The following is a 15,806-nucleotide window of genomic DNA, read 5'->3' on the forward strand; positions in this document are numbered from 1 at the left end:
GCCTTTGACGTTGACGTTGCCTGATTGCCGGCCAGCGGCCGGCACTACTTCAGTTTGATTTCGCGCAGGCGCTCTTCGAGGAAGCCGTGGGCGGTGATCGGCTCCGGATACCGGCTCGGATTTTCCGGGGTGATGCACGAGGGCAGCACGTCGATCAGGTAATCCGGGTTCGGATGCAGGAAGAACGGCACCGAATAACGCGGCTGGCGCGCCAGCTCGCCCGGCGGATTGACAACGCGGTGGATGGTCGAGGGATACACATGGTTGGTCAGCCGCTGCAGCATGTCGCCGATGTTGACCACGATGGTGTCCGCGTCCGAAGTGAACGGCACCCACTTGCCATCATGCGACTGCACTTCCAGGCCGGCGGCACTGGCGCCGACCAGCAGCGTGATGAAGTTGATGTCGCCATGCGCGCCCGCGCGCACGTTGGGGATGTCGTCGGTGGTGATCGGCGGGTAGTGGATCGGACGCAGGATCGAATTGCCGTTGTTGGTCTTGTCGGCGAAGAAATCCTGCGGCAGCCCGATGTGCAGCGCCAGGGCAGACAGCACCCGCGAACCCAAGTTGTCCAACGCCTGGTACAACGCATAGCCACGCTCACGGAACGCCGGCACTTCGCTTGGCCACAGGTTCGGCGCCATCACCTCGCGGTATTTGGAATCATCGGGAATCTCGCGCCCGATGTGCCAGAACTCCTTCAGGTCGAAGTGGCTGGAGCCCTTCGCCGTTTCCACGCCGAACTGGGTATAGCCACGCGCGCCGCCGCTGCCGGCGATGTGGTACCGGCGCTTGACCTCTTCCGGAAGCGCGAAAAAGGCCTTGAAGACGTCGTAGGCCGCGTCGATGTCGGCCTGCGGAATGCCATGGTTGCGGATGCCGGCGAAGCCCCACTGGCGGTAGGCGGCGCCCAGCTCGGCCACGAAGGCCTCGCGGTCGCTGTCGAAGCGGGTGATGTCGAGGGTGGGGATCTGGCTCACAACGGTACCTGGTTGGTCATGGGTCTGGACAGCGGCACACGCTGCCTACGGGCCGCGTTCCGCGCCTGCATTGTGACAGATCAGGCTGCGCCACGTTGCCTCCCAGGCGGCCCCAGGCGCGCCGCCACCATGTCGCATCAGGCACGACGACCCACGCCGGACACCCCTCCGACCCGACCGATATCGTCCCTGTATGTCGCAGTGAACATCGTTGATCTACGGCCCACCTTCCGCCGCTCGAGCGCCCGCATCTTCCGCGTCACGCTGGCCTCCCTGCCCCATCGCGTGCACTGGCTCCACATGCAACGTCCCCTGCGCATTCTGCATACCGAAGCGGCGATGGGCCTGGGTGGCCAGGAGATCTACATCTTCCGCCACATGGTCGCCATGCGGGCGCGCGGCCATGATGTCTCGCTGTTATGCCAGCCAGGCGCTCGGCTGGGCGCATTGGCTCAAGCCAATGGATTCATCGTGCACCGGCTGCGGATGGGCGGATGGGTCCGGCTGCTGCGGGGAATCGACCGGGTAGCCGCGCTGGTAAGGTCGCATCGCTTCGACGTAGTGAACACGACCAGCCGCCGCGACGCCCTTATCGCCGCGGCCGGTGCGCGCCTGGCGCGCGCGCCGCTGGTGGTGCGTTCACGCCACCTGATGAGCCCGGTGAATTCGCTGTTGACCTACACCGGCCTGCCCCATCGCGTGCTGACCGTCAGCCGTTTCGTGAAGCAGCAGTTGGTGGCGCGGGGCATCCAGGAGGGGCACATCGGCGTGGTACCGCCCATCGCGATGCCGCCGCAATGGCATGGCGTGCGCGGACCGGATCCCTGGCAATGCCTGCAGGATACCCGCGCCCGGGTGCGGGCCGAGCTTGGACTCGAAGCCGGTGATGTGGTGGTCGGCTGCGTCGCGGTGCTTCGTCGCCCGAAGGGCCACATGGACCTGCTGCGCGCCATCGCGCCGCTCTGCCACGCCCATCCCTGGCTTCACCTGGCGGTGATCGGAGAGGGCGAGCCGGTCATGACCGAACTGCGCACCGCCAGCCAGCGGCTGGGGCTGCAGCGGCAGGTGAATCTGCTGGGCCACCGTTCCGATGCGCAGCGTCTCATGGCAGGACTGGACGTGTTCGCCCTCGCCACGCACAAAGAGGCGGCCGGCACCGTATTCCTGGAGGCCGCCTTCGTCGGCGTGCCCATCGTGGCCACGCGCGTTGGCGGCGTGCCGGAGATGGTGCGCGAAGGTGACAACGCGCTGCTGGTCGAGCCGGGCGATCCAACCGCATTGACCACGGCCCTGCAACGCCTGGTCGAGCAGCCGGAGCTGCGCAGGCAGATGGGCCGTGCCGGCTGGGACTGGATGCGCAGCGACGACCGATTCAGCCCCGTCGGGCACTGCCGCGCGACGGAAGCCTGCTACTACCAATGGTTGGAGGAACTTGGACATGTGTAAGGCCCGGAGCGTGCCGGTGTTGATGCACCATCATGTCAGCCCTTCGCCGGGGATGATCACCGTGTCCCCGGCGAACTTCGAAAGCCAGATCGCATGGCTCGCCGACACCGGCTGGACGTCGTTGACACTGGATCAGTACGCCGGCTTCCTGGCCGGCAAGCCGGTCCCGCGCAAGTCCATCGTCATTACCTTCGACGACGGTTATCTGGACAACTGGGTGTACGCCCACCCGATCCTGCAGGCACATGGCATGCATGCCGTGGTCTTCGTCGTCACCGGCTGGATGGGCCAGGGGCCGGTGCGTCCGCACGCGGGCGACTCCAGCGCATTGCTGCCCGCCACGCCGGACCATCGTGGCTGCGAAGACGCGATATTCCGCCAAGGGCAGGCCGACCAGGTGATGATGCGCTGGGACGAGGCACGCGCGGCCATCGCCGCCGGCACCTTCGAAGTGCATTGCCACACGCACTCGCACACGCGCTGGCTGCAGCGCGCGGACCTGGACCGCAGCCAGCGCAGAAGCGGGCTGGATGCCGATCTGGCGAAAGCACGCCACGTGCTGCAGCAGGAGCTGGGCAGGGCCTCGGACACACTGTGCTGGCCCTACGGCGACTTCGACGCGGACCACGTGGAGATCGCCCGCGCGCACGGATTCCGTTACCTGCATACAACGCACCCGTTTGGCCGCAACCGCATCGGGGGCGACGCCGGCCACATCTATCGCTTCGCCGTGCGCGACCGCCCGGCCTGGTGGCTGCGCAGGCGCATTGCCTGCAGCTACCTGCCCGCACTGGCCCCCCTGTTCAACGGCTTCAAGGCCCGTCGCAAGGGCTTGCCCGCCGGCCCCTGAGCGCCGCCTACCGGCAGCGGGCATCGGCGGAGCGATACAAGCCGATACAATGCGCCCCCGCCACGACAGACGCCTGCGTGCCGTCCTCCCCTGCACGATGAACCCCTCGATGCCTGCACGCCCCTCTTCCGCCACCCCCTCCCTGCGGTGGCAGCGCCTCGCATGGGCGAGCTTGATGACCGCCATGGGCGCTGTGCTGGCGATCGGCATCAGCGCGACCAACATCCCGTGGACGGCCAATCCCGGCGGAATGCTCGGCAGGCTGTACCTGGCCCTGGCCGTACCCGGACATTTCCTTGCCTTCGGCGCGCTGGTGATGCTGCCGGCGCTGCTGGCCGGCCTGTGGACGCGCAGCGCGCAGCCGCTCACGATCACCGCGGTGGTCATGCAGGGCCTGTGGCTGTGCCTGCTGATGGTGGATGCGAAGGTCTTTGCGCTGTATCGCTTCCACCTCAATGCGATGGTGCTGAACATGGTGTTCGGCGGCGCAATGCAGGACCAGGTCAGCCTGTCCTGGAGCAACTGGCTGCAGATCGCCAGCGTGGTCATGGCCGTGTTTGCTGCCCAGGCGCTGCTGGCCTGGGGCTGCTGGCGGCTGCTGCCACCGCGTCCGCCTCGCGCCTGGGTGCTGGGCGGATGGACGGCAGCGGCCGTGCTGATGACTGCGGGCCAGATCGCCACGGCCTACTACGACGCTCGCGGCGAACGCGCGGTGGTCAGCCAGTGGGCCTACCTGCCGTGGGCGCAGCCGATCACCGCCAAGCGGCAGATGCGTGCGATGGGCGTGCCGGTGGTCGATCGCGCCGCCGCACTGACCGATCCGAAGCTCAGTGAACTGGCCTACCCGAGCGCTCCGCTGCGTTGCCAGAGCCACCGGCGACCGAATGTGCTGGTGGTAGTGCTGGAATCGCTGCGTGCCGACGCACTGGATCCGCAGACGATGCCCGGCACCTGGGCGCTGGCGCGGCAATCGCAGGTGTTCGAGCGCCATTACAGCACCGGCAACGCCACCCGTTTCGGCCTGTTCGGTCTGCTGTACGGCCTGCCCGGCGGCTACTGGCAGCCGATGCTGGCCGAGCAGCGCGGCTCGGTCCTGTTCGACGTGCTCAAGCAGCAGGGTTATGCGATGTACCTGCATGGCAGCGCGCCGCTGTACAGCCCGGAGTTCGACCGCACCGCATTCGCCGACGTGCGGGAGCTGCTGCAGACCGCACCGGCGGCGCTCAGCGTCGCCGAACGTGACCGCCACGTAGTCGACACGCTGCGTGCGGAAATCAGCGCGACCCCCTCCGGCACGCCGTGGTTCGGCTTCGCCTTCCTCGACGCCACGCATGCGCCGTACCACCTGCCCAAAGGTTACCCCGCGCTGGACACGCCGATGGCCAAGGACATCGACTTCCTGGCGCTGGACCAGGACCACGATGCCACCCCGGAGCGCAATCGCTACCGCACCGCCGTCCACTATGCGGACAGTCTGGTCAGCCAGTTGCTGCAGTCACTGCGCGAAGCCGGCATGGAGGACAACACCATCGTGCTGGTCACCGGCGACCACGCCGAAGAATTCAACGACCTCGGCCTGAACTACTGGGGCCACAACGGCAATTTCTCCGACTTCCAGCTGCAGGTGCCGTTCGTGCTGCATTGGCCGGGAATGACGGCATCGCGGCAGGCGCGCATCAGTTCGCATGAGGACTGGGTGCCCACGCTGATGCGGCATGCACTGGGCTGCGAAAATCCGCTGGAAGACTTCAGCACCGGCCAGGACCTGCTTGCACCGGCACCGATGGCACCGCGTTCGCTGCTGGTGGAAAGCTGGTCGCAGCGTGGCATCCGCCAGGGTCCGGATACCTATGTGTTCGATAAATTCGGCAACAGCACGGCACTGGGGCCGGACTACCTGCCGTTGCCCGTGCAGCAGCCGGACAGCGCCGGCCTGCGCGAAGCCTGGGACGAACTGACCCGGTTCCGCCGGCGCTGAGGCACCCCCTGCGCCCTCCGCGGCGCCGCCGATACCCGGCGGCGCTGCGGAACGGGGTCAGGCCGCAGCAGCGGCCTTCACTGAATCGGACAAACGATCCAGCGTTTCCTGCATCAACGTGGCCTCGTCGGCCTCTACGGTCACCCGCACCACCGGTTCAGTGCCGGACGGGCGCAGGAACGCGCGGCCGCGGCCGGCCACCGCCTGCTGCGCCTGCAGGAGCGCCTGCTGCACGCTTGCAGCCTGTACGGTGGCCTTGGCCGACACGTTGCCGAGCCGCACATTGACTGTCTTCTGCGGCACCCGCGACAGCGGCTGCAGGGCCTCACGCAGGCTCTGCCCGCTGCGGCGCAGTTCAACCAGCACCTGCAGCGCACTGACGATGGCATCGCCGGTGGTGGCGCGATCCAGGCACAGAAGATGCCCCGACGCTTCACCGCCGAGCACGCCGCCGCCTTCCACCAGCGCCTGGTGCACGTAGCGGTCGCCGACGTTGCTGCGCACGAACGGAATCTGCAGCTTTTCCAGTGCCTGTTCCAGCCCGAAGTTGGTCATCAGCGTGCCCACCACGGGACCGCGCAGGCGGCCATCGGCCTGCCAGGCGCGGGCCAGGATGAACAGCAGGTCATCGCCATCGACCGGGTTGCCCTGGTCGTCGGCCATCAGCACCCGGTCACCGTCACCGTCGAAGGCAATGCCCAGGTCGGCACCGGTTTGGCGCACCTTGGCAGCCAGGTTGTCGATGTGCGTCGAGCCGACGCCGTCATTGATGTTGACCCCGTCCGGCGCCGCGCCGATGGCGATCACCTCCGCCCCCAGCTCGCGGAACAGCAGCGGTGCGATGTGGTACGTCGCGCCGTGTGCGCAGTCCAGCACCAGCCGGACGCCGCGCAGATCGAAGTCGCGCGGCACGCTGGCCTTGCAGAATTCGATGTAGCGGCCGATCGCCTCGCGCGCACGCATCGCCTTGCCCAGCTTTTCCGATTCGGCGGTGGTGAACGGCTCATCGATGCCCGCTTCCAGCGCCATTTCGGTGGCATCGTCCAGCTTCTCGCCCTGGGCGGAAAAGAACTTGATGCCGTTGTCATGGTGCGGGTTGTGCGAGGCGCTGATCACGATGCCGGCGTCAGCCCCCAGCGTTCGGGTCAGGAAGGCAACAGCCGGCGTGGGCATCGGCCCCAGCAACTGCACGTCCACGCCCGCAGCAACCAACCCCGCTTCCAGCGCCGCTTCGAACATGTAGCCGGAAATGCGCGTGTCCTTGCCGATGACGACGATCGGGCGACGGTTGCCCGCCGCCTGCTGGGCCAGCAGCACGCGGCCGAACGCATTGCCCAGCCGCAGTACGAAATCAGCCGAGATCACGCCCTGGCCGACCCGGCCACGGATACCGTCGGTGCCGAAATACCTGCGCGTTCCCATCAGGCCTCCGTCGGCGCAGGTTCGCGGCGCATCATCGCCAGAAGCTCGGAAAGGCGGTCGCGCAGCTCGCGACGATCACAGATCTGGTCGATGGCACCGTGTTCGAGCAGGAACTCCGAGCGCTGGAAGCCTTCCGGCAGTTTCTCGCGCACGGTCTGCTCGATCACGCGCGGGCCGGCGAAGCCGATCAGCGCCTGCGGCTCGGCGATATTGATGTCGCCGAGCATCGCGAACGATGCCGACACGCCCCCGGTGGTGGGATGGGTCAGCACCGAAATATACGGCAGGCCGGCAGCGCGCAGCTTGCCCAGCGCCGCAGAGGTCTTGGCCATCTGCATCAACGAGAACAGACCTTCCTGCATGCGCGCGCCGCCGCTGGCGGAGAAGCAGATGTAGGGTGCACCGATCTCCAGCGCGGTTTCCGCGGCCAGCGCGAAACGCTCGCCGACCACCGAACCCATCGAGCCACCCATGAAGGCGAAATCGAACGAGGACGCGACCAGCGGACGGCCTTTGAGCAGGCCGCGCATGGCGATCAGCGCATCGTACTCACCGGTATTCTTCTGCGCGATCTTGATGCGCTCGGCGTACTTTTTCTGGTCCTTGAACTTCAACAGATCGTTCGGGCCCAGCCGGGCGGCGATCTCGGTCATGCTGTCGGCGTCGAACAGCGAAGCCAGCCGCGCGCGCGCGCGGATCGCCATGTGGTGCCCGCAGTTGGGGCAGACCTCCAGGTTCTTTTCCAGCTCCGGGCCATAGAGCGCGCTGCCGCAGCTGCTGCACTTCTCCCACAGGCCTTCGGGGACGCTGCGCTTCTTGTTGGGGACGTTGTCGGTGCGGATGCCCGACGGCATCAACTTGCTGAGCCAACTCATGCGGGTTGCTACTTCCGTTCAGGGCGGCCCGAAGGCCGCAAAGGCCGACAGTCTAGCTCAGCCTTTCCCCACCCGTGCACCCCCACAAAACCGTGCCCCGGCGTACGTTTGCAGCAAAACCACGCCATCTACCACCCCGCCGCCATGGGTCGGCGCTACCAAGGCCATCAGGAACCTGTCGAAGGTGGGGCGGAGTGGCTGTGCAGGACCGTCTTTTCGCATGGATGCGAAAAGCGAGCCTACACGGACGTACTTGCGGCGTGTCCTGCACAGCCACCCCGCCCCGCCCCCCTCCAGCCCTGCAGAAGCGTCAAGCGTCCAGCGCCTGCCGCAGCGGCGCCAGGAACGCCCCCGCCGCCTGCACCGCTTCATCCACCGTGGTCGCCTGCGCCAACACCGACACCAACGCACTGCCCACCACCACGCCATCGGCCTGGCGCGCCATCGACGCCGCACTGGCCGCATCCTTGATCCCGAACCCGGCCACCACCGGCACGCTGGCCCGGTCGCGCAGTGCCTGCAGGCGGGCACCCGCCGCATCATGGTCGAGCAGGTCCGATGCCCCGGTAACACCGGCGAAACTCACGTAATACAGATAACCGCGCGCCAGGCCCAGCAGCGTAGCGGCACGTGCATCGCTGGTGGTCGGCGAGGCCAGCAGCACCAGCGCCAGCCCCGCCGCGTCGAACGCTTCATTGGCCTCCGCCGCTTCTTCCGGCGGCAGGTCCACCAGCAGGATCCCGTCCACGCCAGCGGCAACCGCCTCGGTGGCGAAGCGGACATAACCGTGGATCTCCACCGGGTTCAGGTAGCCCATCAGCACCACCGGCGTTTCCGTGTCGCGGCTGCGGAATCCGGCGACCGCCTGCAGCACGTAACGCAGCCCGGCACCCCGCGCCAGCGCGCGCTCGGAACTGCGCTGGATGGTGGGGCCATCGGCCATCGGATCGGAAAACGGCACGCCCAGTTCCAGCACGTCGGCGCCGGCCTCGACCAGCGCGTGCATCACCGGGACGGTGGCCTCCAGTGATGGATCGCCGGCGGTGATGAAGGGAATCAGCGCCTTGCGCTGCGCATCACGCAGCCGCTGGAAACGGGCATCAAGTCGGGATACAGGCATTTCAGGCACGTCCTTCAATCAATACAGGGATGGCAGACATCACAGGATCAGGCCTTCGCGCGCGGCGATGGTGTGCACGTCCTTGTCGCCGCGGCCGGACAGGTTGCACAGCACCAGCTGGTCGCGCGGGCGCTCACCGGCCAGCTTGATCGCCTGCGCCAGCGCATGGCTGGACTCCAGCGCCGCCAGGATGCCCTCGGTGCGCGACAGCAGGTGGAAGGCCTGCAGGGCCTCCTCATCGGTGATGCCCAGGTACGTGGCGCGGCCACTGTCGGCCAGGAACGCGTGCTCCGGCCCGACACCCGGGTAATCCAGGCCAGCGGACACCGAATGGGTCTCGATGATCTGGCCATCGTCATCGCACAGCACATAGGTGCGGTTGCCATGCAGCACGCCGGGGCGGCCTGCCGCGATGGAGGCGGCATGGCGCCCGGTCTCGATGCCGTCACCGGCCGCTTCGGCGCCGAATATCTGCACCTCACGATCATTCAGGAACGCATGGAACAGGCCGATGGCATTGCTGCCGCCCCCCACGCAGGCGGTGATCGCATCGGGCAGGCGGCCGTATTCCAGCAGCATCTGTTCGCGTGCTTCACGGCCGACGATGGCATTGAAATCACGCACCATGCGCGGATACGGATCGGGGCCGGCCACGGTGCCGATGATGTAGAAGGTGTCCTGCACGTTGGTGACCCAGTCGCGCATCGCTTCGTTGAGGGCATCCTTCAACGTCGCCGAACCCGACGTCACCGGAACCACGGTCGCGCCCAGCAGCTTCATCCGATAGACGTTGATCTTCTGCCGTTCGATGTCGGTGGCGCCCATGTACACCACGCATTCCAGGCCCAGGCGTGCGGCCACCGTCGCGCTGGCCACGCCGTGCTGGCCGGCGCCGGTCTCGGCGATGATGCGCTTCTTGCCCATCCGCGAGGCCAGCAGCGCCTGGCCGATGGTGTTGTTGATCTTGTGCGCGCCGGTGTGGTTCAGGTCTTCGCGCTTGAGCAGGATCTGCGCACCGCCAACGTGGTCGCTGAGCCGCCGCGCATGGTAGATCGGGCTGGGACGGCCTACGTAATGGGCCAGGTCGTGGTCGTATTCGGCGATGAAGGCCGGATCTTTGCGCGCCTGGTCGTAGGCCGCGGCAAGCTCCTGCAGCGGTCCGACCAGGGTCTCGGCGACGAAGCTGCCACCGTAACGCCCGAAGTGCCCGTTGGCATCGGGATAGGCATGGAAGTCAGGAATCGGGGGGAGCGACATGAGGGCAACCGGGTCGAGCAGGTGGACCGCCACTCTAGCGCACGGGTTGCACGGGGAATATCGATATTTCAGCCACTTCATGTCAGTATTTCTCACATGACAACGCGCCCGCTGCCTCCGCTCAATGCCCTGCGCGCCTTCGAGGCCACGGCCCGGCTGGGCGGCGTCGGGCGCGCAGCGCAGGCCCTGCATGTCACCCACGGCGCGATCAGCCGCCAGATCAAGCTGCTCGAGGCCGATCTCGGCCTGGCGTTGTTCGAGCGCGACGGCCGCGGCCTGCGCCTGACCGCCAGCGGCCAGACCCTGCAGGCCGCCTGCAAGGATGCGTTTGAACGGCTGCACGCCGCAGTGGACCAGCTGCATCGCCCGGCCCTGCACGACGCCCTGGTGCTGGGCTGCAGCAGCAGCGTGCTGGCGCGCTGGATGATCCCGCGCTTGCCGCGGCTGCAGGCCGCCCTGCCCGCGCTCAACGTGCACTGGTCGGCGCTGGATGGCAGCTTCAGCGAAGCCCAGGCACGGCTGGATGCGGTGCTGCTGCTGGCTGAACCGCCGTGGCCGAACGGCTGGCAGGTGATCAAGCTGGCACCGGAACGGGTCGGCGCGGTGCTCTCCCCACAGCATCCGGCGGCGGCCCGCCTGCAGGGTCGGCCGGCGTCCGCATTGCTGCCAGAGGAACTGCTGCATACCACCTCGCGGCCACAGGCATGGCCGGCCTGGGCCGCTGCGCATGCACTGGACGCGCGCGCACTAAGGCCGGGACAGGGCTTCGAACACCTGTACTACCTGCTGGAAGCGGCGGTGGCGGGACTGGGCGTGGCGATCGCGCCGGAGCCCCTGGTTGCCGATGACGTCGCGGGCGGGCGACTGATCGCGCCGTGGGGATTCACCTCCACCGCGGGCGCCTGGGTGCTGGCGCGGCACGCCGCGCGTGCGGATCCGCGTGTCGATGCGTTGGTGGCCTGGCTGAAGGCCGAACTTGCCGATCGGTGAACCCGCAGCGGCGGCATGCGTTCAGTCGAGACTGGCGCAGTCCGCGCGACGGACTTCTTCAACGAACTTGCGCATCAGGTAACCATCCTTGATACCCGGCTCGGATTCGATCCCGCTGGACACATCCACGCCCCACGGCAAGGTCGCCAAGGCCGCGTCGAAGATGTTTTCCGGGGTCAGCCCGCCTGCGAGCAGGAAGGGTCGGTGCAAGCCGCTGGGGATGCGCGTCCAGTCGAAGGCAACGCCGGTCCCGCCGCCGCCACCTGGCGCATGGCTGTCGAACAGGAAGCCGGCCGCACTGGGGTAGCGCAGCTGCAGGGTGCGCGCGTTGACCTCTTCGCGACCGCCCATCGCGATGGCCTTCAGGTAGGGCATGTTGAAGCCGCGGCAGAAACCCTCGTCTTCATCGCCATGGAACTGCAGCAGCGTAGGACGCACGGTCCGCAGCACTTCGCGCACTTCCTCGCGCGTGTTGTCACGGAACAGGGCCACCACATCGACCATCGGCGCGATCGCCTGGCGCATCGCACGTGCTTCGGCGGGTGCCACGCGGCGCTTGCTCTCGCGGGCGAAAATGAAACCCACCGCATCCACGCCGAGCTCGCCGGCCAGGCGGACATCGCCGGCGCGGGTCATGCCACAGAACTTGATGCGGGTACGGTAGTAGGAGCGGCTCATAGGGTGACCTCGGCAGGCAGTTGCCAGTTGTCGGGGTACAACGGGCCCAGGAACACCAGGCCCTGAGGGGGTGCAGTGGGCCCGGCAACAGTACGGTCCTGGCCGGCCAGCAGCTCACCGATCCACTCGACCGGACGCTCCCCGCTGCCCACCAGGATCAGCGAACCCACGATATTGCGAACCATGTGATGAAGGAATGCATTGGCCTGCACCGACACTTCGATCACCTCCTCGTTGCGCAGCACGCTGACCGACTGCATCTGGCGACGCGCGTGCAACGCTTCGCACTGGATGCTGCGGAAGGCGCTGAAGTCGTTCTCGCCGAGCAGCGCCTGCCCGGCCTGGTGCATCAGGCCGGCATCCAGCGGGCGCCGTTCCCAGCTGAGCGTCTGCCGCTGCAGCGCCGGTCGTATCGAACGGTTCAACAGACGGTAGCGATAGCGTCGTGCGCGCGCGGAAAAGCGCGCATGGAAGTCATCGGCGACCGGCGTGCACCAGCGCACCGCGATCGACCTGGGCAGCCGCGCGGTAGTGCCCAAGGTCCAGCCGCGCGGATCACGCACGGCATCGGTATCGAAATGCACGACCTGGCACTGACCATGCACGCCTGCATCGGTACGGCCGGCGCAGACCACGCGCACCGGCGAATCGGCGACCGACGACAGCGCCTTTTCCAAGCTGGCCTGCACGCTCGGGCCGGCTTCGCCGAGGTTCTGCCAGCCCTTGTAATCGCTGCCGTCGTACTCCACGCCCAAGGCGTAACGCATGCTGCTTCCTCTGAATCTGTGAAAAGACGCCAAGCCGGCCGCCGCTGCCGGCGTCAGCCGGCTGGATCGCGCTCGGACCATACCGCCAGCGCGTTCCCGCCGGGCTCGCGGAAGTGGAACCGGCTGCCTCCCGGAAACGAGAAGACCGGCTTGAGCAGCTCACCGCCCGCAGCGAGGATCGCCGCGATCACCGGCTGCAGCTGGTCGGCATACAGCACCACCAGGGGCGCGCCTGCGGTGTCGGTGGACACCGGTGCGGCACGATAGAAGCCGCCCTGCAGCCGCCCGTCGTCGAAGGCGGTGTAGTCCGGGCCGTAATCCTGGAACTGCCAACCGAACACGGCCTGGAAGAACGCGCGACTCGCCGCCGGATCCTGCGAAGCGAATTCGATGTAGTCGATGCGATGGTCGCGTTGCATGGTCGTTACTCCGTACAGCTCTGGGGGTCAGCCGAGGCGCGCCAACAGCTCGCGCGCCTGAGCCTGCAGATGTGGATCATCGCTGCGGGCCACCTCTTCCAGCAATGAGCGCGCCGTCTGCGCATCCCCCAGGTCCAGATAGGCGATGGCCAGTTCGAGGCGGTCATGGCCACCGGCATGCGCTGGCGTGGCGGCGGCCGCGTCGGGGGCGTGCGCCGCTGCATCGTCCGACATCTCCGGCGCGGCCGGCGCATCGCCGGCGGGAAGCTCGAAGACGCCGCGGAAGGCGTCCTGCTGCTCGGCATGGCGGGCGTAGGCGGGCACCGGGTCACCCACCGGTTCGGGCTCCGGGAAAGGTTCCGCGGCAGCCGGCGCCGCGGTCGAAACGCTGGCCGGTGTTTCCAGATCGAAATGCACCGGCGCTTCGCCGGCAATGCCGGTTTCGGTGTAGGTCTCGGTCTCGGTCTCGGCCTGCTCCCGAGGATCCTGCTCCCACCCCGCGCGCTCGGCCAGCACGTCCAGCCCGGCACCGGCCGGGACGGCGGCCGACAGCGCACTGTCGTCGTGGTCGTCACGGCGCAGCGGCGGCAGGGGCGAGGGTTTGCGGCGACGCGACAGCCACCAGCCCACGGCCACCAGCAGCAGCAACGGCAGCGCCAGCCAGAACCAAGGGCCGCTGGACGCCTGCTGCGGGGCCTCTGCCAAGCGCGCCTGTGCGGCCGCGATCTCGGTGTCCTTCAGGCTGACCAGCGCCTGCTGCTGCGCTTTCAGCTTTTCCAGATCCGCGATGCGTTGCTTGAGTTCATCGATCTCGGCATCGCGCGTGGCGACGTCTTCCCTTGCCTGACGCAGTTGTTCGTTGCCGAGCATGTCACCCTCGTTGCCATCACCGGTGCCGGTGGTTGAGCCAGCGGTGGCAGCGGCAGCCGCCACCGCCGGAGCGATTTCAAGACGCGCGCCGGTGCTGCGGGCCGGCGCTGCGGCGGGAGCCGGCGTGGCGGCCGCAACGCTGGAATCGGCTGCTGCAGGCTGCGGGATGGTGCGCGACCGCCGCCATTGCGCAGCATGCTCCCTCACCATCGCTGCCGCCTCGCTGCCATCGACGGCGGCCAGCGAGGCCGCATCGGGCACGCGCAGTACCGCACCCTGCTTGAGCAGGTTGATGTTGCCGCGGATGAAGGCTTCTGGATTGGCCCGCAGCAGGGCGATCATCGCTCGCTCGCGGCTGATCTGCTGGCCGACGGCCAGCGACTGTGCAATCTGCGAAAGGGTCTGCCCCTGCCGCACCGCGATATCACCGGCAGCGCCGGTGGCCTCGGGCACCGGCGCGCGTGGTGAAGCCGTGTTGGCGGTGCGCGCCGCAGGTGCAGGCGCAGGGGCAGCGGCTGCAGTCGACGTTTCAGGCGGCAACTGCGCCGGTACGGCCTGCGGCTCACGGATGATCGCATTGGACAGCGCGCCGGCCGGCGCCTCGATCTCCGGCTCGCTCAGTGCAACCGCGCTGGTCGGTGCATCCATGAGCGCCGAATATTCGCGCACCAGCCTGCCCTGGCCCCAGTCGGCCTCGATCAGGAACGCCAGCGCAGGGGTTTCCACCGGCGAAGCCGAGGTGACGCGCACCACCGCCCGTCCCTGTGCGGTACGGGTGAGTTCGAACTGCAGTTCACTGACCAGGCCGGTTGGGCGCTGCAGGCCCACCCGTTCGAACGTCACCGGCGACGCCAGCCCGACCCGCAGGTTCTGCAGTTCGGACGGATCAGCGGAAATGATCGGAATTTCAGCTACCAGCGGCTGCCCGGGACGGGACAGCACACGGATGTCACCCAGCCCCAGCGCCATCGCCGAGCTGCTGGCGAGCGCCAACAGGAGGGTGGAAAGATACTTGAGCGGTCGCATGACGCCGCGGGCCCCGTTGTTCATGGCGGCCAATATAACGGCTGGCCGCCACAAAGTGGGGGGTCGTGACCGGCACGCCCCCCGCCCTGCTCAACGCGGTTCGGCGGCGACCAGCTCGGCCAACTGCACCGCATTGAGCGCCGCGCCCTTGCGGATGTTGTCCGAGACGATCCACAGGTTCAGGCCACGCGGGTGCGAAAGGTCTTCGCGGATGCGGCCGACGTACACCGCATCAGTGCCCGAGGCGTGGGTGACCGGGGTCGGGTAGCCGCCCGCTTCGTGGCGATCCACCACTTCCACGCCCGGCGACTGCGCAAGCAGTTCACGCGCCTCGGCGGCGGTGACCTTGTCGCGGGTTTCGATCGCCACCGCTTCGGAGTGGCCATAGAACACCGGCACGCGCACCGCCGTGGGATTCACCAGGATGCTGCTGTCGCCGAGGATCTTCTGGGTTTCCCAGACCAGCTTCATTTCTTCCTTGGTGAAGCCGTTGTCCAGGAAGTCGTCGATGTGCGGGATCAGGTTGAAGGCGATCTGCACCGGGAAACGCTGCGGGTCGATCTCCTGGAAGCTGAGCAGCTGGCCGGTCTGCTTGCCCAGCTCTTCCAGCGCCGAACGCCCGCCGCCGGACACCGACTGGTAAGTGGCCACGTTGATCCGCTCGATGCCGTAACGGCGATGCAGAGGCGCCAGTGCCACCAGCATCTGCATGGTGGAGCAGTTGGGGTTGGCGATGATGCCGCGCGGACGGTTGGCGACCTGATCCGGATTGACTTCCGATACCACCAGCGGCACGTCGTCGTCGTAGCGGAAGGCCGACGAATTGTCGATCACCACCGCACCGGCGGCGGCGAATTTCGGCGCGTATTCCTTGGACACGCTGCCACCGGCGGAGAACAACGCGATGTCCACGCCGGTCGGATCGAAGTCGGCGAGGTCCTTGATGATGTGCTTCTGGCCGTTGAACTCGACTTCACCACCGGCCGAGCGCGAGGAGGCGAGCAGGGTCAGCGTGCCGACCGGGAAGTCGCGCTCGGCCAGGATCGACAGCATGGTTTCGCCGACCGCACCGGTGGCGCCGACGACGGCGACATGGAAGGAACGTTGTTCGGTACTCATGTGGAAATT

At 67.6% G+C, this 15,806-nt stretch carries 14 protein-coding genes; 4 read left to right on the plus strand and 10 right to left on the minus strand.

Features of this window, described 5'->3' with window-relative positions; genetic code table 11:
• Positions 1 to 44: 44 nt before the first annotated feature.
• On the minus strand, positions 45 to 980 hold the full coding sequence (locus H9654_RS07675) for an isopenicillin N synthase family dioxygenase (RefSeq protein ID WP_191770249.1): 936 nt from the start codon (positions 978 to 980) through the stop codon (positions 45 to 47).
• Positions 981 to 1,280: 300 nt separating this feature from the next.
• Here H9654_RS07675 and H9654_RS07680 point away from each other — a divergent pair, with 300 nt between their 5' ends.
• The 3 genes from H9654_RS07680 to H9654_RS07690 all read left to right on the plus strand — a co-directional run bounded on the left by H9654_RS07680 (position 1,281) and on the right by H9654_RS07690 (position 5,254).
• Positions 1,281 to 2,426, plus strand: coding sequence for a glycosyltransferase family 4 protein (locus H9654_RS07680; RefSeq protein ID WP_191770463.1), 1,146 nt, complete (start codon positions 1,281 to 1,283; stop codon positions 2,424 to 2,426).
• Positions 2,419 to 3,276: a polysaccharide deacetylase family protein gene (locus H9654_RS07685; RefSeq protein ID WP_191770251.1), complete on the plus strand. Its 858-nt coding sequence runs from the start codon at positions 2,419 to 2,421 to the stop codon at positions 3,274 to 3,276. Before H9654_RS07680 ends, H9654_RS07685 begins: the two co-directional genes overlap by 8 nt.
• 109 nt (positions 3,277 to 3,385) lie before the next feature.
• A complete protein-coding gene (locus tag H9654_RS07690; RefSeq protein WP_191770253.1) occupies positions 3,386 to 5,254 on the plus strand; it encodes a DUF3413 domain-containing protein in 1,869 nt (622 codons plus the stop codon).
• Between the two features lie 57 nt (positions 5,255 to 5,311).
• Here the strand turns inward: H9654_RS07690 and glmM are convergent, their stop codons facing one another.
• From glmM to trpB, 4 genes are all read right to left on the minus strand, one after another.
• The gene (gene glmM / locus H9654_RS07695) at positions 5,312 to 6,676 is read right to left on the minus strand and encodes a phosphoglucosamine mutase (protein ID WP_191770255.1); all 1,365 of its coding nucleotides are present in this window, start codon (positions 6,674 to 6,676) and stop codon (positions 5,312 to 5,314) included.
• Positions 6,676 to 7,551, minus strand: coding sequence for an acetyl-CoA carboxylase, carboxyltransferase subunit beta (accD, locus tag H9654_RS07700; RefSeq protein ID WP_042615364.1), 876 nt, complete (start codon positions 7,549 to 7,551; stop codon positions 6,676 to 6,678). The genes glmM and accD overlap by 1 nt, the downstream gene beginning before the upstream one ends.
• 310 nt (positions 7,552 to 7,861) lie before the next feature.
• A complete protein-coding gene (trpA, locus tag H9654_RS07705; RefSeq protein WP_191770257.1) occupies positions 7,862 to 8,671 on the minus strand; it encodes a tryptophan synthase subunit alpha in 810 nt (269 codons plus the stop codon).
• 39 nt (positions 8,672 to 8,710) lie between these two features.
• Positions 8,711 to 9,928 (minus strand): tryptophan synthase subunit beta, encoded by a 1,218-nt coding sequence (trpB, locus tag H9654_RS07710; RefSeq protein ID WP_101100777.1) that lies wholly within the window; start codon positions 9,926 to 9,928, stop codon positions 8,711 to 8,713.
• A gap of 96 nt (positions 9,929 to 10,024) precedes the next feature.
• Here trpB and H9654_RS07715 point away from each other — a divergent pair, with 96 nt between their 5' ends.
• On the plus strand, positions 10,025 to 10,918 hold the full coding sequence (locus tag H9654_RS07715; RefSeq protein ID WP_191770259.1) for a LysR family transcriptional regulator: 894 nt from the start codon (positions 10,025 to 10,027) through the stop codon (positions 10,916 to 10,918).
• A gap of 21 nt (positions 10,919 to 10,939) precedes the next feature.
• On the opposite strand, the gene H9654_RS07720 is transcribed toward H9654_RS07715, so the two are convergent.
• The 5 genes from H9654_RS07720 to H9654_RS07740 form a co-directional block, all read right to left on the minus strand.
• Positions 10,940 to 11,596, minus strand: a complete 657-nt coding sequence (locus H9654_RS07720) for a phosphoribosylanthranilate isomerase (RefSeq protein WP_191770260.1) — start codon at positions 11,594 to 11,596, stop codon at positions 10,940 to 10,942.
• A complete protein-coding gene (gene truA, locus H9654_RS07725) occupies positions 11,593 to 12,363 on the minus strand; it encodes a tRNA pseudouridine(38-40) synthase TruA (protein ID WP_101100719.1) in 771 nt (256 codons plus the stop codon). Before truA ends, H9654_RS07720 begins: the two co-directional genes overlap by 4 nt.
• 53 nt (positions 12,364 to 12,416) lie before the next feature.
• The gene (locus tag H9654_RS07730; protein ID WP_191770262.1) at positions 12,417 to 12,782 is read right to left on the minus strand and encodes a VOC family protein; all 366 of its coding nucleotides are present in this window, start codon (positions 12,780 to 12,782) and stop codon (positions 12,417 to 12,419) included.
• A 27-nt stretch (positions 12,783 to 12,809) separates the two neighbouring features.
• Positions 12,810 to 14,702, minus strand: a complete 1,893-nt coding sequence (locus tag H9654_RS07735; protein WP_191770264.1) for a motility hub landmark protein FimV — start codon at positions 14,700 to 14,702, stop codon at positions 12,810 to 12,812.
• Between the two features lie 66 nt (positions 14,703 to 14,768).
• Entirely contained in the window at positions 14,769 to 15,797 is a 1,029-nt protein-coding gene (locus H9654_RS07740) for an aspartate-semialdehyde dehydrogenase (protein ID WP_191770265.1), read from the minus strand.
• Positions 15,798 to 15,806 lie beyond the last annotated feature (9 nt).

Origin of the sequence: Stenotrophomonas lacuserhaii, from assembly GCF_014836545.1 — a bacterium.
Lineage (GTDB): Bacteria > Pseudomonadota > Gammaproteobacteria > Xanthomonadales > Xanthomonadaceae > Stenotrophomonas > Stenotrophomonas lacuserhaii.